Origin of the sequence: Hallella seregens ATCC 51272 (assembly GCF_000518545.1) — a bacterium.
Lineage (GTDB): Bacteria > Bacteroidota > Bacteroidia > Bacteroidales > Bacteroidaceae > Prevotella > Prevotella seregens.
Window position 1 is genome coordinate 15,749 of sequence record NZ_JADU01000020.1, and the last position, 21,798, is coordinate 37,546.

A 21,798-nucleotide genomic window follows, 5' to 3' on the forward strand; every position below is an offset into this window, starting at 1 on the left:
CCACGAATGGATTATCTCAACGACTTGTTGAGCATGTAGTAGATCTCGTTCCAGCGGAGCTCCTTGCGGAACTGCTGGTAGTCGGTGTCCTTGTTGATGATGCAGGCTTCGATGTCGGCAATCTCTGCAAAGTCGCGCCAATACTCGTCGGTCAGCGAGAAGCTGAAGCAGGAATGATGGGTGCCGCCAGCTTCCATCCAGCAGCCCACGCCAACCTCGAAGGTGGGCTCGGGAATCCAGAGGGCGGAGGCCACGGGCAACTTGGGTAGGGGCTTCGACTTGATGAGGTTCACATCGTTGGCAATGAGACGGAAGCGGTTGCCCATGTCTACTATGGTTGCCGTGATGCCATGGCCCTGCTTGGTGGTGAACACCAGACGGGCCGTCGGGGTCTTGCGCACGCCAATACCGAGGAAGTGCACTTCCAGGCGGGGCTTCTCCTCGGAGATGGCGGGACAAACCTCCAGCATGTGCGACTGCAAGATGGATGTGTTCTCGCCGTCGAAGTTGAGCGTATAGTCCTCCAGGAACGAGGTGCCACCAGGCAATCCTTGGCTCATGAACCATGTGGTGCGATAGAGAGCGGCATCCTTCCAGTCGCCCTCGGCGCCGAAGCCGTAGCCCTCACTCATCAGACGCTGTGAGGCAAGGCCCGGAATCTGGTCGAATCCGTGGCCGGTCTTCTCGACGTCAACGTCGCCGAGATCGTCGAAATTGGTGGTGAAACCCTTGGCGCCGAAAGCCTTGAGCACGGCGCGGAGGGTGAGTTCAGCCTTGGCAGAGTTCCAAATCTTCTTGTATTCCACGGTGCTCTTGTCTTTCAGGGCATCGGCTACGACATACTCCTTGAAGTACACGTCGTGCACGAGGGCGTCAACTTCCTCGTCTTTCACCTTTTCGAAATACTCCAGCACGGTGGAGAACTGTACGTAGTCCACATGGTAACCCAGTACTTGCTCGAAAGCAACCTTGTCGCCATCGGTCACGGCTACGTTGTTCATCTGATCGCCGAAACGGATGATGAGGCAGTCTTGAGCATCGGCCACGCCGGCGCAGACGCGCTCCCATACGGCAATATGCTTCAGGGTCTTTTCGTCTTTCCAGTAGCCGATGACGGTCTTGCGGGGCTTGCGCAGACGGGAGAGGATGTGGGCATACTCGCGATCACCATGGGCACTCTGGTTGAGGTTCATGAAATCCATGTCCATCGTGTCCCAGGGAATCTGCTGATTATACTGTGAATGGAGGTGGAGCAACGGCTTGCGCAGGATCTGCATGCCCTTGATCCACATCTTGGCAGGTGAGAAAGTGTGCATCCAGCAAATCACGCCCACGCACTTTTTGTCCACATTGGCGCGGCTCATTACGTCGGCCACCTCCTTGGAACTGTTGGCAGTGCCGGCATAAACCACCTTGATGGGCAGGAGGCCAGAGTTGTTGAGGCCCTCGACCATCTCCTTGGAGTGGCCGTCTACCTGTACCACGGCATCGCCTCCATAGAGGAGCTGCGCGCCGGTTACAAACCAAACCTCAAAATCTTTAAATGCTTCAATCATAGTTTTTTATGTTTTAAGTGAAAATTATATTTGCTGAAGTTAATATGTCAGGGATGAAAGCGTGGAAGAACGCACGGGCATCAGCCTTTCTTCTTCTGCCCGTAGTAGGCGTTGGGACCGTGCTTGCGCGAGAAGTGCTTCTCCACAAGCAACGGGTTCATCGTGGTCTTGGGGTTTACAGAGAACGATATAAAGGCCATCTTGGCCACTTGCTCGGCCACCACGGCATGGTAAACGGCCTCGTCGGCATTCTTTCCCCAAGTGAAGGGGCCGTGGTTTTTCACCAGCACGCCCGGTGTGTGCACAGGGTTGATGCCGTCCTTGCGGAAGCGGTCAACGATGACCACGCCGGTGTTGTACTCGTATTCGGCCATCTGGTCTTCGGTCATGGCATCCGTGCAGGGGATGGAATCGTGGAAGTAGTCGGCGTGCGTGGTGCCGATGTTGGGGATGTCAAGTCCGGCCTGAGCCCAGGCGGTGGCATAGGTGGAGTGGGTATGCACCACGCCTCCGACCTCAGGGAAGTTGCGGTAGATGACGAGATGGGTGGGCGTGTCACTGGATGGGTTGAGGTCGCCTTCCACCACTTTGCCGGTCTGCAGGTCAACTACTACCATGTCGCTGGCCTTCATGGCATCATAGCTGACGCCCGACGGCTTGATGACAACAAGGCCTTTCTCCCGGTCTATGCCGGAGACATTGCCCCAAGTGAAGAGCACGAGTCCATGTTTCACCAGGTCGAGGTTGGCACGGAATACTTTTTCTTTTAATTCTTCGAGCATGAAATATAATATGGTATAAAGGGATAGTGTATTTGTTAAAGGTTCTCGATGAGAGTCAGCCGGGAGGGCTACAGCTTGAACGACGGGTCCTCGTCGTAGGCCCTGCGGTTGAATCGGTAGAGGGCGGCACCGCGCTTGGAGGTCAGTTTGTCGATGAGCTCGGTCTTCTCGATGAAGTCAATCTGCTTGATTCGCTTGCGGAAGTTGCGCTTGTCAATCTCGTTTTCCAGCACGGCTTCGTAGACATGCTGCAGCTGGGTTAGCGTGAAGAGGTCGGGAAGCAGGTTGAAACTGATGGGCTCGGTGTTGATGCGGCGGCGCAGTTGGCCGATGGCATCGTTGACCATACGGTTGTGGTCGGAATAGAGTTGTGGGAGGTCTGGAAGCGAAACCCACTCCAAATTGTACTTCTCGCGCAGCTTGTCGTCGTAGTCTTTCACATTGATGAGCGCACAATAGGCCACCGAAATTACTCGTTCGCCCGGGTCACGGTCGATGGCGCCATAGGCACCCACCTGCCGCAAGTAGAGCTTTTTGAGTCCGGTCAGTTGAAAGACCACACGGCTGGCAGCCTCGGACAGGCTCTCGTCGTTCCCGACGAAACCACCGTAGAGCGACCATTCGCCGCGTCCGGGGTCCATCTGGCGTCTGCCAATGAGCAGTTTGAGTTTGTCTGCCTCGAATCCAAAGATGATGCAGTCTACGGAGACCCACACCTTGGAATGCTCGCTGTAATAGTTTGTCATTGTGTTGATGTATTGTGGATTTGACTTGAAAGGAGTCCCGGCCGGCGTGTTGTGTTGCCGGCCCGAACCGATGTGTTTACCAGAAATAGGCGTAGAATGCAGCGCAGAGTCCAATTACGAGCAGCGTGCCCAGGATGTCCCAGATGCTGAAACTCTCGCGGATGGTCTTCTTGTAACTGCCCGTGAAAGTGATGGCATCCACCTGTTCTTGCGAGGGGGCCTTGGTGAAGAACGATACCACGACCATGAGCACTATAATGAACACGAGCAGCCAGCACTCGAATACGAGCCAGTTGGTCTGCCAGAACCAGGTCGTGCTCTCCCAGAAGCCGGTAGGCAGACCCAAGAAGCTAATCTGGTCGGCCGCCATCTTGCCAGTATCGGTGGCCACATTGGTCATCAGGCGGAGCATGCCCACAAGGAATCCGCCGAAGAGTCCCCAGGCACCGGAGGCCGGTGTAATCTTTTTAGAGAACATGCCCAGCGTGAACACAGCCACCATGGCCGGCGCCAGCAGCGACTGAATGCCCTGCAGGTAGCTATAGAGAGAGCCAAGACTCATCATGACCGGCATCCAAATCAAGCCCAGAAGCACCACCACTACCGTGGCGATACGGCCGATGAGCACATAGTGTGCCTCGCTCATATTCTTCTTCATGGGCTTGTAGAAGTCCTCGGTGAAGAGTGTGGCGCAGCTGTTGAAGAAAGCAGCCAGCGAAGCTACGAGGGCGCAGACGAAACCGATGGTCACGATGCCTTTGATGCCCACGGGCAGGATGTTCTTGACCATGAGGGCAAAGGCGGCGTCGGTGTCGCCCATGACGAACCCGTTGCCTTTCTGTGCCAGAGCAGCGGCAACCATGCCCGGGATGAGGAACATGAAGCAGGGGAGGATCTTGAAGAAGCCGGCGGCGATGGTACCACGACGGGCACGTGCGATGACAACGCCGGGATCCTCGCCCTTGGTCTGGCCAAGTACACGCTGTACGATGTGCTGGTCCGTACACCAGTACCAGAAACCGATGATGCTTGCACCGAGGAACACCACATAGCCAGGATATTCCTTGTACATCGGGTCGCCCGGATCGGTGTGGAACATATGGTTGATGCCGTAGCCGTCGTGCATGGCACGGGCGTTGTCCATCATGGCTCCCCAGCCCTCAACGATGCTTCCTCCACCTAAGGCAGACAGGCCAAGGAATAGCACGAGGAACGAGCCGATGATGAGAATAGGCGTTTGAATGGACGAGAGTGTCATGACACCTTTCATGCCTCCAAAGACGGTGAACACGCAGGTAACGGCTATCAGGCCGATGGCGCCCACCCAGAAGTTCAGTCCCAGCAGGTACTCAAAGAAGATGCCGCCTGTGTAGGCCGTCACGCTCACCTTGGTGAGCACGTAGGCCACCAGCGTGATGATGCTCAGACCGTAGCCTGTGGCATTGTTGTATCGGAATTTAAGGAAGTCGGGCATGGTGATGATCTTGCCCAGTTTAGTGATGAGCAGTTCGTAGAAAGGCACGAAAACCCAGCCCAGGATCAGAATCATCCAGCCCTGCATTTCCCAGTGGGCCATGCCCACACCGTCTTTGGCACCCGTGCCGGCAAGGCCGACCAGGTGTTCTGAACCGATATTTGCTGCAAAGATGGCCATGCCAATCACATACCAAGGCTCGCCCTTGCCAAAGAGATAGTCCGACGAATTTTCACCCGCGGAGGCTTTCTTGTCTTTCATGATGGCGTGCCACACGGCCCAGATTACTCCCACCAGGCCGATGCCCAGCACGGCCCAGTCCAGCCAGAGGAACTCATTCGATGTCCAATTCATTGTTGTTGAAAGTGATTAATTATTTGTAATTTAGGATTTTGATTCGGTTTCTTTCTTGTTTCGGTTGCTTCCAGCTCCAACGTCGGACTTTATTTCACGCTGAACTTGTAAGCCAAGTGAGACACGTATTTCTGTCCGGGCTTCAGATAAGGATTTGAAATCTCCCAGCCTTTGGTCTTGTTGGCTATCTTGGTGGGGCTGTCGGGATACTTCTGACTCTCGAAGCACACGCTCACGTGCTTGGGGTATTTCACGCCGTGCTTGCAGGCAATGCCCGTGCCCTGGAAGTTGCCCGTGTAGACCTGGATGCCCGGCTCGTTGGTAAACACCTCGAGTAGGATGCCCGTCTTGGGCGAGTAGAGGCTGGCTGCCACCTGTGTGTCGTCGCCCTTGCCGTCCTTATAGGTGTTCAGGCACCAGTTATGGTCGTAACCTGTGGCGTTCTTTATTTGGTCGAAAGTGGTGTCGACGATGGTCTCTCCAATGGCATGCGCCTTGCGGAAATCCATGGGAGTGCCCGTCACGTCCCTGATTTCGCCGGTGGGAATATACTTGGCATCGGCCGGGGTGAACTTGTCGGCGTTGATGTACATCACTTGATCCATGCCCTCTTTCGACGGGTCTCCGTTGAGGTTGAAGTAGCTATGGTTGGTCATGTTCACCACCGTCTCCTTGTCGGTCGTGGCTTCAAACACCATGTCGAGCGTGTTGTCGCTCTTCACCAGATAGGTAGCCGTAGCTTTTACGGTGCCCGGGAAGCCGTTCTCTCCATCGGGAGCCGTGATGGCAAAAGTCACGCTACTGTCGGTCAGGGCCTGAATGTCGTACACCTGATTCAGCCAGCCGGTGTTGCCCCCGCCGTGCAGACAGTTCTCGTTGTCGTTGGCGCGCAGCTTGTATTCCTTGCCGGCCACGTTGATTTTAGCATCTTTGATGCGGTTGGCATAGCGGCCCACGCTTGAACCGTAGTCCGAGGGGGTGTTTGCCGTATCGGCATACTGCCTGATGTTGTCATAGCCCAGCACCACGTCGGTGGGCTTTCCGTCCTTGTCGGGCACGCAGATGGAGACCACGCGGCCGCCATAGTTGGTGAGGCAAACTTCCATGCCCTGTGCATTCTTGAGGGTTATCAGTTCCACTTTCTTACCGTTCAGCGTGGTGTCAAAGGCTGCGGGATCGAGTCCCGAAACGGTTTCCTTGGCGGCATTGCCACCACCGGCGCACGATGCCAAAACCAGGACTCCCAGTCCGGCCAGGCACATGGCTTGTGTCATTTTTTTCATATAGATGGTATTGTTAGTGATAGTTCGTCATTTGGTGGTAAAGTTACAACATTTCCTCGAAAGTTGTATGCCTTTCCCATTCTTTTTTCACGAAAAGGGTATTTTTCACACTTTTTGATGTAAATCAAGGGTAGAGCAGCTTCGATGGGGCGGCCGGATGGGTGCCGTGGCCTTGCGAAGCACTCCCTCGAACGCAGGATAGGCAGCTGCCCGAGCCCCTAATGGATACAGGAAAACCCGTCACTGCAATATGCAATGGCGGGTCGGAATCCTCGCCTCGGCCGGCAAGGGCAAAACCGATTTGCCGGCCGAGGCCATGGGAGATGCTTGGAGTTAGCAAATCTTGCGTGAGCCATCGCCAATCACCACCTCGATCACGGCGGGCTCATGACCGTACTTGGCATTGAACTTGGCCTTGGCATCGGCCACAAACCGGTCGTAGATTTCGTCTTTCACCAGGTTGATGGTGCAGCCACCGAAGCCGCCGCCCATGATGCGGCTACCCGTCACGCCGTTCTCCTTGGCCAAGTCGTTCAGGTAGTCGAGCTCCTCGCAGCTCACCTCGTACTCCTTGCTCAGGCCGTAATGGGTCTCATACATCTTCTTTCCCACCGTCTCGTAGTCGCCTTTTTCCAGTGCATCGCAGACAGCCAGCACGCGATCTTTCTCGCCGAGCACAAAGTGGGCGCGGGTATAGTCTTCCTGGCTCACCTCAGCTTTTACGGCCTCCAGCTCGTCCCAGTCGGCATCGCGCAGAGTCTCGAACGTCTTTCCCGGAAAGTGTGCGGTCAGCGCCTTCACCACGTTCTCGCAGGAATTGCGGCGGTCGTTGTAGGGAGAGCCCTTGAGTTCGTGCTTCACCTTGGAATTGAGCAGCACCAGCTTATAGCCTTTCGGCTCGAACGGGAAGTACTGGAACTCGCGGCTTCGGCAGTCGAGCCGCATGAGCTTGCCCTGCTGTCCGAACACAGAGGCAAACTGATCCATGATGCCACAGTTCACGCCGATGTACTTGTGCTCCGTGGCCTGGCCGGCGAGCACCATGTCCCACTTGGACACTTTGTTGTCGCCGAAGAGGTCGTTCAGTGCATAGGCGAAGCAGCTCTCCAGGGCTGCACTCGACGACATGCCGGCGCCGAGGGGCACGTCGCCGGCAAAGGCGGCGTTGAACGGCTTCACATCTACGCCCAACGCCATCATCTCACGGCAGATGCCGTAGATGAAGCGGGCCCAAGTGGCCTTGGGTCCCTGGGGGTCGTCAAGGGTGAAGTGGGCCATATCTTTCAGGTCGATGGAGTAGACGTTGCAGGTCTTCTGCCCGTTGGGGCGCACCTCGGCCATGATGCCTTGCTGCACGGCACCCGGAAACACAAACCCGCCGTTATAGTCGGTGTGCTCACCAATGAGGTTGATGCGGCCGGGAGATGCGTAAATATTTCCCGTCTTGCCGTCGAAATGCTTGATGAAGCGGCTTCTTACGAATTCTATATCCATATTTGTATCGTTTAAAAAGTGAATGGTTAGTCTTGTTGATGAGAGAGTCCCGTCTTCGATCCCCAGTTGCAGAACCAGATGATGTAGGCGTAGAAGACGAACAGGCAGCAGGTAGCCACGATGACGCTCGTGCTGTCCACCAGCTTGCCCATGAGGGGCATCAGGATGGCTGCACCGATGACACCCGTGTTGATGACGCCCGTGGCCGACTTGGTGTGGGGACCAAGCTCTTGCAGACCCAGGTTGAAGATGAGCGGCCACATCACCGAATGGAACAAGCCTGCGGCAATCATGCACCAGATGCCCACCATTCCCGGCAGCACCACGCTCAGGGCAATGCACAGCGCGCCCAGGCAGAGACAGGCCGTAAGCAGCTTCCGCGGCTCAAACTTGGCCAGGATGGCGGCTCCGAGGAAACGGCCCACCATCATGCCTCCCCAGTAGAAAGCCAGGTAGCTGGTGGCCAGGGCGGTGTAGTCGGAGCCCTCGCCCACCATGTCGCGGAACTTGTAGGGTAGCATCGACGGCACGCCAATCTCCACGCCCATGTACATGAAAATGCCCAGGGCGCCGAGCCACACGTGCGGGTATTTGAACACGCTGCTCTTGTACTCGCGGTGCACGCCGGCCTCCTCGGCCTGCTTGCCCTCGTCGATTTTCGGCAGTTTCAGGAACACCAGAATGCCGCAAATCAATATGGTGAAGATGCCCAAGCCGAGGAACGGGCCGGGAACGGCTTTCGGCTCAGGGGTCTGTCCGCGGATGATGACATAGGTGATGAACAGCGGAGCCAGCGTGGTGGCCACGGAGTTGAGGGCCTGGCTCAGCGTCATGCGGAAAGCGCCCCTCTCCGGGCTGCCCAGCACCATCACGTAAGGATTGGCCACATTCTGCAACATCACCACGCCACAGGCCACCAGGCACATGCTGGCCAGGAACACCGTATAGACGTTTGCGCCGGCGGCTATGGCCGAATCGATGCCAATGGAGTTGATGACGAAGCCTGCACCGGCCACTCCAAGGCCCAGGATGAGCGTGCCTTTGTAGCCGATTTTGCTCATGAGCATGGCAAAGGGAATGCTCAGAAGGTAGGCCCCGTAAAAGGCGGTGTTGACGTATTGCCCCTGTTGGGCTGTCAGGTCGAAGGCTTTGGAGCAGAAGGAAATCATGGAGTTGTTCATCGTTGTGATGAATCCAATGAGGAAGCAGACGATGAACACCACGATGAGTGCGAACATATAGTTCGGTCGTTGACTGGTTGGGTTTTGTTCCATTTGATATTGGTTTTTACTGATTCATTCCAAGTAGAAAAAGGGAATAAGGGACGGATGCCAAGCCGTTGGCTGCCAACGCCTTGCTCATCCCTCCCTTATGCTTTGCCCGATGCTACTCCACACCGAAGCGATAGATGGTTTTCTGTTTGTATTGCTCGCCCGGATTCAGCACCACCGAGGGGAAGTACGGGTGGTTGGGTGTGTCGGGGAAGTGCTGGCACTCAAAGCAAATGCCCGAGCGACGGGGGAACGTAGCTCCGTGCTGGCCCTTGTAGCCGTCGGCCCAGTTGTCGGTGTAGAGCTGCACGCCAGGCTCTGTGGTGTACACCTCCATGGTGCGGCCGCTCACGGGTTCAGTGATTTTGGCGGCGAAGCTCAGCTCGCCTTCCTCCTTTTTGTTCAGCACATAGCAGTGGTCGTAACCGGCGCCGTTCTTGATTTGCTCGTCGTCGGCGTCAATGTCGCGCCCCACTTCCTTCGGCGTGGTAAAGTCGAACGGAGTGCCTTTAACGAAGCGAATTTCGCCCGTGGGGATGGAAGTGTCGTCGATGGGGAGGTAATAGTCGGCATTGATCTGGCACAGCAGGTTGTCGATGGTCGGTGTGGGGTTGGCGATGCCGCTCAGCGAGAAGAAGCCGTGGCTCGTCAGATTGATGACCGTTTTCTTGTTGGTGGAGGCCATGTAGTCGATGTGCAGCTCGTCGTCATCGGTCCAAGTGTAGACCACAGTAGTCTTCAGCTCGCCCGAATAGCCCTCTTCACCGTAGGCGGCCACGTAGTGGAGCACGAGCGTGTGGTCGTTCATCAGCTCGGGATCCCACACGCGGGCGTTGAATCCTTTCTTGCCGCCGTGCAAGGCGTTGGGCCCATTGTTCACCGGTACGAAGTATTCTTTGCCATGCAGCGTGAAGCGGCCCTTGGCAATGCGGTTGCCGTAACGTCCAATCAGCGTGGAGAGATAAGGCTCCGGCGAGTTGATGACGTCCTGTATATTGTCATGGCCTTGAATCACGTTGGCCCGCTTGCCGTTTCTGTCGGGCACCATGATGGCTACCAGCGCACCGCCATAATTGGTGATGGCCACCTCGTTTCCCTTACTGTTCTTCAGGATGAAGAGGTCGGTCTTCTTTCCGTTTACTGTGGCCTGAAAGTCTTCACGCTTCAGGCCACAGCTGTTTTCCGTTTCAGCTGTGTTCGTCATAAACAATAAGTTTTTAGTTGTCTTACGTATCTGCAAAGTAACTAAAAATAAAAGACAAATCCAAGCTAAAGCGTGAAAAAAACGGTGGAGCCGGTGTTAAAAATAGTTTAACGTCAGGAGGTCAGCCACGACATAGCTCGACCCGCCTATGAAGACGAAATCGTCGGGGGCGGCATCGGCCATGGCTGCCCGGAGGGCAGCGGCGACCGTGGGGTACTGGCGGCCGCGGAGTCCGTGGGCCGAGCCCAGGGCCTGCACCCGCGGGGCGGGTATGGCGCGGTGGTTGGCGGCCTGTGTCCAGTAGTAGACGGCGTTGCGGGGAAGCAGCCGCATCACGGCGTCTATGTCCTTGTCGTCGACCATGCCGAACACTATGCGCAGCTGTCTACACGGCTGGGCCGCGATTTGCGGGGCCAGCAGCTGCCAGCCGCCCACGTTGTGCCCGGTGTCGCACACCACGCGCGGGGCCTCGTGCAGCTGTTGCCAGCGGCCCATCAGGCCGGTGAGGCTGGCCATGCGGGGCAGCGCCCGGCGCACGTCGGCGGCCGAGACGTGCAGCCCTGTCCTGTCTTCGAGCCGCCGCAACACGCTGACAGCCGTCAGCACCGTGTTGGTGTTGAGGGTCTGGCAGTCGCCGCCCAGCTCGCCGTGCAGCGGGCCGTAGCTGCGCGTCTGGTAGTCGCGGCCGCCCGTTGCGACGGCTGTTGAGGCCGTCACCTCGGGGTTGTTCTGGGCAAAGACGACGGGAGCCTGCCGGCCGGCAGCCGCCCGCTCGAACACGGGCCGCGTCTCGGGCACGGCCTCGCCTACCACTACCGGCACGCCGTGCTTGATGATGCCGGCCTTCTCGCCGGCTATCTTGGCCAGCGTGTCGCCCAGAAACTGGGTGTGGTCCAGACTGATGTTGGTGATGACCGAGAGCAGGGGAGTGATGACGTTGGTGCAGTCGAGCCGGCCGCCGAGCCCCACCTCGATGACGGCTACGTCCACCTTTTGCTCCTTGAACCAGAGGAAAGCCAGGGCCGTGGTGAGCTCGAAGAACGAGGGATGCAGCGGCTCGAAGAAGCCGCGCTCCCGTTCGACGAATGTCACGACACGCTCCTCGCTGATGGGCTCGCCGTTCACGCGGATGCGCTCACGGAAGTCCACGAGGTGGGGCGAGGTGTAGAGCCCCACGCGGTAGCCGGCCTGTTGCAGGATGGCGGCCAGTGCGTGCGAGCACGAGCCCTTGCCGTTGGTGCCGGCAACATGGATGGTGGGGTAGGCGTGGTGGGGGTGGCCGAAGTGCGAGTCGAGCGCGAGGGTGTTGCCCAGGCCCTCTTTATAAGCCGTGGCGCCCACGTGCTCGAATACGGGGGTGCTGCTGAACAAATAGGCTACAGTCTCTGGATAGTTCATGATGGTATGGAAATCGCACGATAATTCCGGTGAAATCGCAGTGCGAACACGCGGTAATCGCGTTGCGATTTCACCGGAATCATCGTGCGATGACGGGCTAATGGTTAATTGAAATGGCTGCGGAGCTTGTCGAAGATGCTCTGCCGGGTGGTCTTGTCACCCTGGAAATTCTCGCTCTCGCGCAGTTTTTCGATGGCCTTGCGCTCGTCGCGCGAGAGGGTCTTGGGCACATAGACGCTCATGCTGACAATGAGGTCGCCCATGCCCGAGCCGTAGCCCTTGACGGCGGGCAGGCCCTTGCCGCGCAGCCGCACGCTCTTGCCGGGCTGAGTGCCGGGGTCTACCTTGAGCTTGACTTTGCGGCCGTCGATGGTGGGCACGTCCACTTCGCCGCCGAGTGCAGCCGTGGGGAAGTCGAGCAGCAGGTTGTAGAGCACGTCCTGCTTGTCGCGGATGAAAGTGTCGTTCTTCTCTTCCTCCACCAGCACTTGTATGTCGCCGTTGATGCCGTTGTGGGCGCCGGCGTTGCCTTTGCCGTGCACGTTGAGCACCATGCCCTCTTCCACGCCGGCGGGAATGTTGATTTCGACCACTTCTTCGCCCTTGACGGTGCCCGTGCCGCTGCACTCCTTGCACTTGTTCTTGATGACGGTGCCCTCGCCGTGGCAGGTGGGACACTCGGCCTGGGTGGTCATCATGCCGAACATGGAGCGCACCGTGCGGCTCACAATGCCTGTTCCGTGGCAGGTGGGACAGGTCTCGGGTGCAGCGCCGCCCTCGGCGCCCGACCCGTGACAGTGGCTGCACGCCACGTCCTTGCGCACCTTGAACTTCTTGGTGACGCCGCTGGCCACGTCCTGAAGCGACAGTTTCACCTTGAGCCGCAGGTCGCTGCCGCGGTAGACGCGCTGCTGATCGCCGCCGCCACCGCCGAACCCGAATCCGCCGAATCCGCCGCCATGCCCGCCGAAGATGTCGCCGAACATGGAGAAAATGTCGTCCATGTTCATGCCGGCACCGCCGCCGAACCCGCCGAATCCGCTGCCTTGCGGGCCGTTGAAGCCGAACTGGTCGTACTGCTGACGCTTCTGGGCGTCGTGCAGCACCTCGTAAGCCTCGGCGGCCTCCTTGAATTTCTCCTCGGCTGTCTTGTCGCCGGGGTTGCGGTCGGGGTGGTATTTGATGGCCAGCTTGCGGTAGGCCTTCTTGATGTCGTCTTCCGAGGCGTCCTTGGCGACGCCCAATACCTCGTAGTAGTCTCTTTTCTCTGCCATGGATGTTCAGTTAGCGCGTGTGTTGCTTAGCGTTGCGATGGGGGCGGGGCCTACTGCCCCACGGCCACCTTGGCGTGGCGAATCACCTTGTCGTTGAGGGTGTAGCCGGTCTGCACGCAGTCGATTACCTTGCCTTTCTTGTCGTCGCCCATGCCGGGCACCATGGCAATGGCTTCGTGATAGTCGGTGTCGAAGTCGCGTCCGTCCACTTCCATCTTCTTCACGCCCAGGCTCTCCAGCGTCTTCAGGAACTTGTTGAAGATGACGCGCGTGCCTTCCTTGATGGCCGCGGGGTCGTCGCTGGTGTCGGCCAGGGCGCGCTCGAAGTCGTCGAGTATGGGCAGGATGGCCGTGATGGCCTTGGCCCCGCCGTTGAGTATCAGCTCGGTCTTCTCCTTGAGCGTGCGCTTTTTGTAGTTGTCGAACTCGGCGGCCGTGCGCAGCAGCTGGTCTTTCAGCCGGGCCACCTGCTCTTGTGCCTCCTCCAGCGGGGTCTTGGATTCCTTCGACTGCCCGGCTGCGGTCTCCGCTCCATCGGTCTGGGCCTCGTCCTGGGCTTCGTCGCCGGCCTTCTGGTCGCGTGTGTCGTCGTTCTGGGCGGTGCATGCTTCGGCCTGCTGTTCCTTGGGGTCGAGGTTGTCGCCCTCCACCTTTATCTTTCTTTCAGCTTTGTTAGTTTCTTCCATGATATGATGAATTGAATTTAGGAGAGTGGCTGCAAAAAGCATGCCACTCTCTCGTCTTTACGCCGCCAACGGGGTGGGGCAGTTGTTATAATATAATAAGGTGTCAGGCCTTGCCATACATGCGGGCCTTCTGCTCCTTGATTTGCTCGTCGTAGATATACTCGTCGTAGGGCATGAGCTTGTCGATGGTGCCGCCGGGCGTGAGTTCAATGATGCGGTTGGACACGGTCTGGATGAACTCGTGGTCGTGGCTCGCGAAGAGAATGTTGCCCTTGAACGCCACCAAATTGTTGTTGAACGCCTGAATGCTCTCCAAGTCGAGGTGATTGGTGGGCGTGTCGAGAATGAGGCAGTTGGCGTTTTGCAGCTGCATGCGCGCAATCATGCAGCGCATTTTCTCGCCGCCCGAGAGCACGTTTACCTGCTTCTCCACCTCTTCCTGGCGGAAGAGCATGCGGCCCAGATAGGCTTTCATGGCCACCTCGTTGCCGGGGCCATACTGGCTGAGCCAGTCCACGAGGTTGAGGTCGGTCTCGAAAAACTTGGTGTTGTCCAGGGGCAGGTAGGCCGTGGTGATGGTCACTCCCCACTTGTATTCGCCGGCGTCGGCCTGGCGGTTGCCGTTGATAATCTCGAAAAGGGCGGTCATGGCCTTGGGGTTGTGGCTCAGGAACACCACCTTTTCTCCCTTTTCAATGTTGAAGTCCACATGGTCGAAGAGCACCGTTCCGTCGGTATCCACGGCCTTGAGACCCTGTACTTCGAGTATTTGGTTGCCCGGTTCGCGCTCCATCTGGAAGATGATGCCGGGATATTTGCGGCTCGACGGGCGAATCTCGTCCACGTTGAGCTTCTCCAACATCTTCTTGCGCGAGGTTGTCTGACGGCTTTTGGCCACGTTGGCCGAGAAGCGGCGGATGAACTCTTCCAGCTGTTTCTTCTTCTCTTCGGCCTTCATCTTCTGGTTCTGCGCCTGTCGCAGGGCCAGCTGCGAACTCTCGTACCAGAAGCTGTAATTGCCGGCAAAGACGGTTACTTTGCCGAAGTCGATGTCGATGGTCTGGGTCGAAACAGAGTCGAGGAAGTGTCGGTCGTGGCTCACTACGAGTACCGTCTGGCTCTCGTCAATCTCTCCAAGATAGGTCTCCAGCCACTCCACGGTGTCGAGATCGAGGTCGTTGGTGGGCTCGTCGAGCAGCAGGTTGTCTGGTTTTCCAAAGAGAGCCTTGGCCAGCATCACGCGCACCTTCTCGTTGTTGGAGAGTTCGCTCATCTGTTTCTGGTGCAGGTCGTCCATGATGCCCAGGTTTTGCAGCAGCTGTGCAGCGTTGCTTTCGGCCTCCCATCCGTTCATCTCGGCAAACTTCTCCTCCAGTTCGGCGGCGCGGTTGCCGTCTTCCTCGGTCATCTCGGCCTTGCCGTAGAGGGCGTTGCGCTCGTTCATGTTGTTCCAAAGGGCCTCGTAACCCATGAGTACGGTGTCCATCACGCTGTAGGCATCGTATTTGAAGTGGTCCTGTTCCAGCACGGAGAGGCGCTCGCCCGGCCCCAGCTCCACGGAGCCTTTGTTGGGTTCCAGCTCGCCGCTGATGGCGCGCAGCAGGGTGGATTTGCCGGCTCCGTTGGCGCCGATGACACCATAAATGTTTCCGCGTGTGAACTTGATGTTTACGTCTTTGTAGAGAACTCGCTTGCCAAACTGGATGGCGAGGTTGGTCAATGTTATCATTTCAATGTTTTAATACCTGATTGAACGTTGTTGAAATCGGCTGCAAAGGTACAACAAATCCCCGAGATAACGGTGTTTTAACGGTAAAAAGCCGGTGCGTGGCAGGGTTTGGGCATGGATGCGGGCCTACTGCGCCTGGTCCGTGCACGGCTCTTTCATGGCCCGATGCTCCCTCGGCTGCTTGTGGCGTGCGCACGAAGACTTGAGCCGGCAACCGTGGCATGGGTCGCCGGCATGCGTCAGGGCATGGTACACGCGGCGGACCACGTATGCCGTGCACACTACGAGGATGAGTCCGATGAGAATATACTGTACTGCCATAAGCCGGAGCAATCAGAACGGCGACGGCCGTCCCGCCATGCCGACTTGCATGCTAATTTCATGCCAAAAGAGAAAAAGCAAGGGCAATTTCTTGTTCATGCTATTTATTTTGGTTATTTTTGCCCTTATCATTGCTTTAATCTCGGATTTATGTCTCGTTTGAATCATCATCTGGTCATCATGGCAGGTGGGGCGGGCGACCGTTTCTGGCCCGTGAGTACTGCCGAAACTCCCAAACAGTTTGTCGATGTGCTGGGCACGGGGCGCACGCTGATACAAATGACGCTCGACCGTTTCGGCGGGCTGTTCGAGCCCGACAGGGTATGGGTGGTTACCCATGAACGCTATGCCGGACTCGTGCGGGCGCAGCTCCCCGAAGTGCCGGCCGACCACGTGCTGCTGGAGCCTTGCAGCCGGGGGACGGCTCCCTGCATCGCCTATGTGAGCTGGTGCATCAAGATGGCAGACCCTAAAGCCAATGTCGTGGTGACGCCGGCCGACCACCTGGTGACCGATGTCGAAGCCTTTAAACACGTCATTGGCAACGGCCTCACCTTTACAAGCGAGACGGATGCCATCCTTACAGTGGGTACGAAACCCATGCGGCCGGAGACCCGTTACGGCTATATCCAGGCCGACCTGAGCTCTAATTCAGCCCGCAATAAAGGGGTGTTCCGCGTGGATCAGTTCCATGAGAAGCCCGACTTGGCCACGGCAACGCGCTACATTCAGGAGGGCAACTACTATTGGAACACGGGCATCTTTATCTGGAGCGTGGAGACCATCGTGAACGCACTGCGCATCTATGCGCCGCGCATCAACCGTATTTTTGAACGCCAGAAAGACGTGCTGGACACACCGGAAGGGCGGGAAGCCGTCGCCGGCGTCTATGCCGACTGCGAGGGGATCTCGCTGGACCACGCCGTGTTGGAGAAAGCAGAGGAGTTTTTTGTCTGCCCGGCCAGCTTCGGATGGAGCGATTTGGGAGCGTGGAGCTCGCTGCTCTTGGATGCGCCCCACGACCTTTACGGCAACGCGGTCGTGGGGAAAGACGTCAAATTGGTGGACTGCCGCAACTGCATGGTGCACACATCGCAGGAGCGAAAGGTGGTGTTGCAGGGGCTGGACAACTGTATCGTGGCCGAGCGCGACGGCGTGTTGCTGGTGTGCCAGCTCTCCGAAGAGCAGCGCATTGCCCAATTTATTTAACGGTATTGAGCACCAGCTTCTGTGATTTTCCCTTGTCATCTCGGATGGTGAGCACCACCTTGCCGGCCTTTTTGCCGGCCCGGAGGATGACGAGGGCAGAGCCGTTGCAGAGGCTGCGCTCGGCAACGGCATGCAGTTCGTCGGAGGCATTGTTGCCATTGTCCACGGCCACGATGCGCGCATCGCCCGTCACGCTGAACGTGAGCCGCAGTTGGGCCGAGACCGCCCGCCGTCCGCGGCTGTCCAATGCAGTGATGCGCACGTGCTGTAAATCCTGCCCGTCGGCATGCCAGACCTCGGCATCGGGCTCCGCTTTCAGCCGTTTCATCTCGCCGGCAGTCTCGATGCGGTGGCTGGCCACGCGTTTTCCTTTCTCATCATAGGCCACAGCCTCCAGATAACCGGGCTGGTAGGTCACTTGGTCGAACTGTAGCTGGTTGCGCTTCTGCGGGTCGGCCGTATTGGCTTGCTCGGCTATCTTATGTCCGTTTTCCACGAGTTCCACGCGATGTGCATTGGTGAACACCTTGACTGTGAGCTGCTGACCGGGGATGCGGTTCCAGTGGTCGCTCATGCCGTCGTTGGAAAAGACGATGCCGTTCCACTCGGTTTGGCGCGCCTTGCTGTCGACAATGCCAATATGGCAGACCGGCTCCTCGGGCTTAAACATGGAGCGAAGCAGCCACGCCATGGGCTTGGGCTGAAGCGAGATGTCGAACACGCCGTCGGTCCAGCCCTTTCGTGGCCAGCCCATGCTCTCGCCCAGGTAATCAATCATGCCCCAGTAGGCCAGCCCAATCACCTTGTCGAGGTCCATGCCGAAGAAGTTGGGGCCCATCATCGAGAGGTTGGCCTCGCTCTGGTAGAATGTCATCCAGGGGAACTTGCGGCCGTCGCCGGGGAAGTACATGTAGCGGTAGTTGTAGGCCTGAACGTCGGTTTGCAGGGCCAGGTCGCAGGGCAGCGAGTCGGTTTGCAGGTTACGGCCGCGCGGGTGCATGGCTACAGTGACCTTGCGTGTGTCGTCGTAACGCTGGAGCACGGCCTTGAGCATCCGATAAGGAGTGACTCCTCCGTCGTCGAAGGGCAGGTTGGCGTAGGTCTGCAACTCGTTGCCGAGGCTCCAAAGAGCCACGCAAGGGTGGTTGCGGTCGCGCTTGATCCACTCCGGCAACTGGTAAGGCCACTGCTGCATCCACGGTGTGCGACCTCCCGTGTACTGCTGCAACCACTTGTCGTAGAGCTCGTCCACGACGACAAAGCCCAGCGAATCGCAGAGATTGAGGAAACTCTCGGAATAGGGATTGTGGCTGGTACGGACATGGTTGAACCCGAAGTCCTTGAGCAGTTTGAGCCGCTTCTCCATGGCGCGCGGATAAGCGGCGGCACCAAGGGCACCCAGAGTGTGGTGGTTGGCTATGCCCTTGAGCAGCAGTTTGCGGCCGTTGAGTTTGAGGCCGAAGTCGGGACCAATCTCAAAGCTGCGGATGCCGAAACGCGTGGACACGCAGTCGACAGCCCGGCCCTCATGATTATATAAGGTGACGCGGGCCGTGTAGCGATAGGGATCGTCGATGTTCCACAGATGAGCATTGCTTACAACAACAGGTTCCCACCGCAGTTCGTTGGTCTTGTACCGCCGCATGTAGGGCATGTCCTGCCGTTTGGCGTAAACCGTGCGCCCCGTATTGTCGATCAGTTCCAACTGCAGATTCACGGAGTTGTACTTGGTCAAGTTGGCCACTTCTACCTGTACATGCACCTCTCGGTTGTCGGTGGTGGTGACGTAAAGCGGGTGGCGCGCAAAGTACAACTGGGCGTCGGTGGTGACCAAATGCACGTTGCGGAAGAGGCCGCCGCCGGTGTACCATCGCGAGTCGGTGGGGCTGCCGGTCGAGGCCCGCACGGCAATAGTGTTGGGTTGGCCGTAGCGCAGCTTACGGGAGAGGTCGATTTCGAAGCCCACGTAGCCGTAGTCGGTTCCTCCCACACGCTCTCCATTGAGATAAACGTCGCCTACATACATGATGCCCTCAAAGTCAATTAGCACACGCCGCCCCTGCCAACCGGCATCGGGGGTGATGGTTTTGACATACCAGCCCTCGCCCATCTCTTTGAAAGCCCGGGCCGAAAGCCGGCTCTTGAAGTTGGAGGCTCCGTCGGAATTGTTCTCCCTTTCGTCGGCCGAGGGGGCCACCCACGGCTGTTCTATCTGGAAATCGTGGGGCACGTCCACCGTGCGCCAGCCCTCGGTATTGAGGTGTTGCGGGTCGGCCTGTCCCCAATGGAACTTCCATCCGTCGTTCAGATATTCGACGGTGCGCTGTCCCATGGCCGGGGCGGCCAGCAGGAACAGCGTCAAAAGAGTGCAGATTGGTTTTTGCATGTTTGTTTTTTATTGATGGGTTGAGGATGATTTCAACTGATAGAGCGTCACGGGAGCGGTGAGGCCAGAGGGCATCGGGGCCCAGTTGGCGTAGCTGGTCTTCTTGTAATTGATGTCGACCACGTTGATGTCTTCCATCCGTCGCCAGGCCACGCCCTCGCGGTCGAGTTGGCTGATGCGGTTGGCCGGCAGGTTGGTCACCTCAATACGGATGATGTTGAGCCCGGGCTTGAATTTGTTGGAGAACTGAAGCGTATAGGGTACGGCCCAGGCACAGCCCACGAACGAGCCGTTGACGTAGAGGCGCGCGCTCTCGCGCACGTCGCCCAGGTCGATGATCCAGTCGTTGCTGGCGGCGAGTTCCTGCTTGGTCAACCTCACCGAACATTCGTAAACGCCCGTTCCCCGCAGCGTGCGCGTGGTGTCGTCGAGTGTCTCCCAGCCTTGCAAGCCATCCAGATGGAACGTCTTGCCACAGCTTGGTTCGGCCTCGGTGAAGCGCAGGGTCCAGCCTCCGCGCAGCTCTTTGGCCTTGTCGGCGGCAGACAAGGTCTTGCGGCTGGCGAGGGCAGTGCCGTCGGGCAGCCGGCTGCTGTCGCCGTCGAGGCGCAGCGTCCCGCCATCGGTAAAGGTCTGTAGAATCATGCTTTCGCCCGAGCGCAGGCTGACATGCACGGCCCCATTGCCCATGTCGGCCCGGTAGCGACGGCCATTCATCGGGTCGAACCACAGGGCTTGGGCGCAGGGCACGGCCAGGCGCACGTCGCCATCAACGTCGCGGCTGCTGAGGTTGGCGATGAAATAATGGTGCCCCTTGTCGTTAGCCCGGCGAATCATCTTGAGCCCAAGCCGCGTCTTCAGCTCCTCCGGGCGGGCTGCACGGGCCAGCTCGGCGGCCTCGACACCCACAACAATCTGTGCACCCTGGGTGCGTAGGGCCTCGATGTGGCGGTTCACGGCGGGAGTAAGAATGTTGTCCTTGCCGGGAATGACCAGGGCTTTGTAGCGCGTGCCGGCGGCGGTTTGCAGCATGCCGCCGGTGAAAGTGGTGGTGAGCAGGTAGCGTTCGCTCACGTAGTCGCAGTCGTAGCCCATGCGATCCAGCTCGTCAATGGCATGCACGAAGTCGGGGGCGAGCCGCCCCATGGTGTGAATGGCCAGCTGCATGAGCCGTTTTCCCTTGGACTGCATGTTCCAGAGGTCGCGCACCGGCACGTAGACCAGAAAGTCATTGTCGGGCCGCCCCCACTGCAGGAAGCTCTGGCAGCGCGTGATGTAGTCCATGAAGAAAGGCGCGTCGCGCCAAATCGTGTTGGTGGGACTCATGTCTACCGAGGCGTAGAACTTCCACCCGGGCCACGCGGCATCCCTGGGCGAATAGGCTGTGCCGTGGAAAAACATGTGGTTCACGCCGCCGCAGAACATCAAGTCCATGTCGGGCTTCATCTGCGAGAGCGAAGTACGGAAGTGTTCCGTCAGCCAGGTGAAGGTCTCGCTCGACGTGAAAGGCTTGCCGTTGATATGTGCAGCCGACGAGGCCCACTTGTACATGGAGAAGTCGGAGTCGTTCTTTCGCGTCATGCCAGCGTCCCTGCGCAGCCCGCGAATGCCGAAGTCGGTAAGGCCGAAGCCCTCTATCTCCGGGATGTCAACGGCCGAATAGCAGTCGATGAGGTTGGCGGGTGAGCCGTGGGCCTGGTTGCGGGTGATGGCGCCATGGCTGTGCGCCCAGGCAGTCCAGGTCTGTGTGAAGTTCTCGAGCAGCAGGTCGGCCAGCGTCTCGCGGTAGTCGGCCACCACTTGGCGGTCGCTGTCGACGAGTTTGTCCATGCAGGCTTCGAGCGAATAGCCCCGTCTGCGTCGGAACTCGTCGAAGAGTCGGGTGGTGTAGTCGCCCTCGGACACCTCGTAGCTGTCGTTGAAAAAGGTGTGGGGATAGGGAGTATGCGTGCGCTCAAAGGCCTCGGCAATGTGGTTCAGGTAATGTTCCACGGCCGTTCGGTCGAAATGATCCACCACCCATCCGCTGCCGCCGGGCGCGGGTCGCTTCACTTTCATCACGCCAAGCCGCTGCCACAGGCTGATGACGCGCCAGCTCTTCTTGCCGATGGGGAAGTAATAACGGCCCACAAAGCGGGTCTGCCCATCCTTGTCCACGCCGGGCGTGCGGCGTAAAGCCTTGTAGCTTCTCCGGTCTACGGTGTCGTTTTCGATGACCATTTTGGAGGCGCTCTCCTCCAAGGGCACCCACGGGCCGCCGAAAGGCCAGCCCGTTCCGGTGGCCATGTCTATCTCTATGCCAAGCCGGCTGCCCAGGGTCTCGCAGTGGCGCAGCATTTCCATCCACCGGTCGGAGAGGTAATCGATGTTGTGCTGTGCGTTGCCCTGCACGCCATAGATGGGTGTTATCTCTACGGCTCCCACGCCGTGGGCGGCATATTGCCGCAGGTTCCATCCCAGATTGGCCGTGTCTACGGCCGATCCCAGCCACCACCAGCGGAGCCCGGGCTTAGCTTCCCGGCTTGCCATCGGCCACTGCTGGGCTCTGGCGGGAGCCATGGCCATGGCCGCAAAAACCAGTGATAAAAGGATTTGTCGTTTCATTTTTTCAAATAGATTGTTTTTGATTGT

General features: G+C 58.3%; 16 protein-coding genes. 1 reads left to right on the plus strand and 15 read right to left on the minus strand.

The window, feature by feature from the left end; genetic code table 11:
* Positions 1-11: 11 nt before the first annotated feature.
* The 13 genes from araA to L888_RS0107865 form a co-directional block, all read right to left on the minus strand.
* Positions 12-1,556, minus strand: coding sequence for an L-arabinose isomerase (gene araA / locus L888_RS0107800; protein WP_027952492.1), 1,545 nt, complete (start codon positions 1,554-1,556; stop codon positions 12-14).
* Positions 1,557-1,636: 80 nt separating this feature from the next.
* Positions 1,637-2,338 carry an L-ribulose-5-phosphate 4-epimerase gene (locus tag L888_RS0107805; protein ID WP_005846536.1) on the minus strand — a complete coding sequence of 234 codons (702 nt, stop codon included), beginning with the start codon at positions 2,336-2,338 and terminating at the stop codon, positions 1,637-1,639.
* A gap of 68 nt (positions 2,339-2,406) precedes the next feature.
* Positions 2,407-3,084: an NUDIX hydrolase gene (locus L888_RS0107810; RefSeq protein WP_005846534.1), complete on the minus strand. Its 678-nt coding sequence runs from the start codon at positions 3,082-3,084 to the stop codon at positions 2,407-2,409.
* Positions 3,085-3,160: 76 nt separating this feature from the next.
* The gene (locus L888_RS0107815; protein ID WP_005846532.1) at positions 3,161-4,912 is read right to left on the minus strand and encodes a sodium:solute symporter; all 1,752 of its coding nucleotides are present in this window, start codon (positions 4,910-4,912) and stop codon (positions 3,161-3,163) included.
* An 89-nt stretch (positions 4,913-5,001) separates the two neighbouring features.
* Positions 5,002-6,195: an aldose epimerase family protein gene (locus L888_RS0107820; protein WP_005846530.1), complete on the minus strand. Its 1,194-nt coding sequence runs from the start codon at positions 6,193-6,195 to the stop codon at positions 5,002-5,004.
* Positions 6,196-6,528: 333 nt separating this feature from the next.
* Positions 6,529-7,689, minus strand: coding sequence for a galactokinase (gene galK / locus L888_RS0107830; RefSeq protein ID WP_027952493.1), 1,161 nt, complete (start codon positions 7,687-7,689; stop codon positions 6,529-6,531).
* A 26-nt stretch (positions 7,690-7,715) separates the two neighbouring features.
* On the minus strand, positions 7,716-8,963 hold the full coding sequence (locus tag L888_RS0107835; RefSeq protein ID WP_027952494.1) for an MFS transporter: 1,248 nt from the start codon (positions 8,961-8,963) through the stop codon (positions 7,716-7,718).
* Positions 8,964-9,075: 112 nt separating this feature from the next.
* Complete coding sequence (locus L888_RS0107840; protein ID WP_005846525.1) at positions 9,076-10,164, minus strand: aldose epimerase family protein; 1,089 nt, start codon at positions 10,162-10,164, stop codon at positions 9,076-9,078.
* A gap of 96 nt (positions 10,165-10,260) precedes the next feature.
* Complete coding sequence (locus L888_RS0107845; protein ID WP_027952495.1) at positions 10,261-11,562, minus strand: bifunctional folylpolyglutamate synthase/dihydrofolate synthase; 1,302 nt, start codon at positions 11,560-11,562, stop codon at positions 10,261-10,263.
* A gap of 104 nt (positions 11,563-11,666) precedes the next feature.
* Entirely contained in the window at positions 11,667-12,836 is a 1,170-nt protein-coding gene (gene dnaJ, locus L888_RS0107850; protein ID WP_027952496.1) for a molecular chaperone DnaJ, read from the minus strand.
* 50 nt (positions 12,837-12,886) lie between these two features.
* Complete coding sequence (locus L888_RS0107855; protein WP_015310381.1) at positions 12,887-13,522, minus strand: nucleotide exchange factor GrpE; 636 nt, start codon at positions 13,520-13,522, stop codon at positions 12,887-12,889.
* Between the two features lie 103 nt (positions 13,523-13,625).
* Positions 13,626-15,251, minus strand: coding sequence for an ABC-F family ATP-binding cassette domain-containing protein (locus L888_RS0107860; RefSeq protein WP_027952497.1), 1,626 nt, complete (start codon positions 15,249-15,251; stop codon positions 13,626-13,628).
* A 126-nt stretch (positions 15,252-15,377) separates the two neighbouring features.
* Complete coding sequence (locus tag L888_RS0107865; RefSeq protein WP_027952498.1) at positions 15,378-15,572, minus strand: hypothetical protein; 195 nt, start codon at positions 15,570-15,572, stop codon at positions 15,378-15,380.
* Positions 15,573-15,722: 150 nt separating this feature from the next.
* Between L888_RS0107865 and L888_RS0107875 the strand changes: the two genes are divergently transcribed.
* Positions 15,723-16,781 (plus strand): mannose-1-phosphate guanylyltransferase, encoded by a 1,059-nt coding sequence (locus L888_RS0107875; protein WP_027952499.1) that lies wholly within the window; start codon positions 15,723-15,725, stop codon positions 16,779-16,781.
* Here L888_RS0107875 and L888_RS0107880 read toward each other — a convergent pair.
* A complete protein-coding gene (locus tag L888_RS0107880; protein WP_027952500.1) occupies positions 16,774-19,167 on the minus strand; it encodes a glycoside hydrolase family 2 TIM barrel-domain containing protein in 2,394 nt (797 codons plus the stop codon). The two genes, L888_RS0107875 and L888_RS0107880, sit on opposite strands and share 8 nt — an antisense overlap.
* Before the next feature lie 9 nt (positions 19,168-19,176).
* On the minus strand, positions 19,177-21,771 hold the full coding sequence (locus L888_RS0107885) for a glycosyl hydrolase (RefSeq protein ID WP_027952501.1): 2,595 nt from the start codon (positions 21,769-21,771) through the stop codon (positions 19,177-19,179).
* Positions 21,772-21,798 lie beyond the last annotated feature (27 nt).

What these genes read in the sequence shown, in the direction of transcription:
- L888_RS0107865 (WP_027952498.1), bottom strand. Translation starts at nt 15,572, where the DNA reads ATGGCAGTACAGTATATTCTCATCGGACTCATCCTCGTAGTGTGCACG.
- L888_RS0107875 (WP_027952499.1), top strand. Translation starts at nt 15,723, where the DNA reads ATGTCTCGTTTGAATCATCATCTGGTCATCATGGCAGGTGGGGCGGGC.
- L888_RS0107820 (WP_005846530.1), bottom strand. Translation starts at nt 6,195, where the DNA reads ATGAAAAAAATGACACAAGCCATGTGCCTGGCCGGACTGGGAGTCCTG.
- L888_RS0107835 (WP_027952494.1), bottom strand. Translation starts at nt 8,963, where the DNA reads ATGGAACAAAACCCAACCAGTCAACGACCGAACTATATGTTCGCACTC.
- L888_RS0107880 (WP_027952500.1), bottom strand. Translation starts at nt 19,167, where the DNA reads ATGCAAAAACCAATCTGCACTCTTTTGACGCTGTTCCTGCTGGCCGCC.
- L888_RS0107860 (WP_027952497.1), bottom strand. Translation starts at nt 15,251, where the DNA reads ATGATAACATTGACCAACCTCGCCATCCAGTTTGGCAAGCGAGTTCTC.
- L888_RS0107805 (WP_005846536.1), bottom strand. Translation starts at nt 2,338, where the DNA reads ATGCTCGAAGAATTAAAAGAAAAAGTATTCCGTGCCAACCTCGACCTG.
- L888_RS0107845 (WP_027952495.1), bottom strand. Translation starts at nt 11,562, where the DNA reads ATGAACTATCCAGAGACTGTAGCCTATTTGTTCAGCAGCACCCCCGTA.
- galK (WP_027952493.1), bottom strand. Translation starts at nt 7,689, where the DNA reads ATGGATATAGAATTCGTAAGAAGCCGCTTCATCAAGCATTTCGACGGC.
- L888_RS0107855 (WP_015310381.1), bottom strand. Translation starts at nt 13,522, where the DNA reads ATGGAAGAAACTAACAAAGCTGAAAGAAAGATAAAGGTGGAGGGCGAC.
- L888_RS0107840 (WP_005846525.1), bottom strand. Translation starts at nt 10,164, where the DNA reads ATGACGAACACAGCTGAAACGGAAAACAGCTGTGGCCTGAAGCGTGAA.
- L888_RS0107810 (WP_005846534.1), bottom strand. Translation starts at nt 3,084, where the DNA reads ATGACAAACTATTACAGCGAGCATTCCAAGGTGTGGGTCTCCGTAGAC.
- dnaJ (WP_027952496.1), bottom strand. Translation starts at nt 12,836, where the DNA reads ATGGCAGAGAAAAGAGACTACTACGAGGTATTGGGCGTCGCCAAGGAC.
- L888_RS0107815 (WP_005846532.1), bottom strand. Translation starts at nt 4,912, where the DNA reads ATGAATTGGACATCGAATGAGTTCCTCTGGCTGGACTGGGCCGTGCTG.
- L888_RS0107885 (WP_027952501.1), bottom strand. Translation starts at nt 21,771, where the DNA reads ATGAAACGACAAATCCTTTTATCACTGGTTTTTGCGGCCATGGCCATG.
- araA (WP_027952492.1), bottom strand. Translation starts at nt 1,556, where the DNA reads ATGATTGAAGCATTTAAAGATTTTGAGGTTTGGTTTGTAACCGGCGCG.